This window comes from Bacteroides faecichinchillae JCM 17102, from assembly GCF_000614145.1.
Lineage (GTDB): Bacteria > Bacteroidota > Bacteroidia > Bacteroidales > Bacteroidaceae > Bacteroides > Bacteroides faecichinchillae.
The window spans coordinates 1-979 of sequence record NZ_BAKK01000125.1 but is presented as its reverse complement, the minus strand read 5'-3'; the positions used below and the strand labels follow the sequence as shown (position 1 = coordinate 979).

The window sequence follows — 979 nt, the reverse complement described above, 5'->3', positions numbered from 1 at the left end:
ATACTTTTTATCCGGGAAACTCACATACCCCGCCTCATTGAGCAACATCTTCAGCACACCATTCTCATAGACCGCATTCCCACAGTAATCCGTTGTCAAGGTAGTAGACCCCGTCGTATGTACAGTGCGAAGCTTCGTCCCGTCCGCCCCATAATCATATAGGATACTGTTACCATTACCAAAGATCACCTGGTCAGGCAAATTTAAACAATTATATCCAATACTACTAATATTCTTGTTCAAATCCTTAATCAGATTACCGTTTTTATCATAAGTATACTCTGTCGTCTGATTGGCACCATCCTTAAAATCAGTCCCATTACCATAAACACCGCTTGTCGCAATATCCTTTGCAGCAAGCAACTGATTACCATTATAAGTCAAACTCAGGTCATCAACCAATCCGTAAGCTGCTGAAGAAATCTGTCCGTAACGTTTCAGTTTCAGGATATTACCCATCTTGTCATAACCGGTAATCTGTTCATTAAAACGGTTGGGGTTAGTCGTAAGATCGTTACCTTCCCCATAAGTGGCATCCTTCAGTCTGGAAAGACCGTCATACGTAAAACGATAACCCCGGTCTGTTGTTTCACTTCCCGCCTTCCAGGACATACTGCTGATGTTACCATTGTAACAAAGAATAGTACCGGCCATTGATTCCTGATAATTAAGCGTCTGACTGAACAACGGGCCACTGACACTCTTCATCCACGAACGGACATTATACGCATAATCACTCCTCAACTTACCATTCCCATTCCTGCGGTCCGACTTCAACCGTCCCAACTCATCATACACATGATCCACCAGCGTAACCGGAGCATCAGTATTCAACTGATAACTCGTCCTGAGCAAGCGGTCCGCATGGTCATACGTATGCTGCCTGACTTCAGTGATCGTTTCTTTTCCGGGAACAGTGTGTACCTGTTTTACCTGTGTCGGTTTACCGGTAAAACTGTACAGGGTACACGTCAGGTCC

Annotated in this window: 1 pseudogene; it reads right to left on the bottom strand. The window is 44.4% G+C overall.

Annotated features, from left to right (window positions below):
• Nucleotides 1-979, bottom strand: a pseudogene (locus JCM17102_RS21045) (RHS repeat-associated core domain-containing protein); the annotation flags it as partial.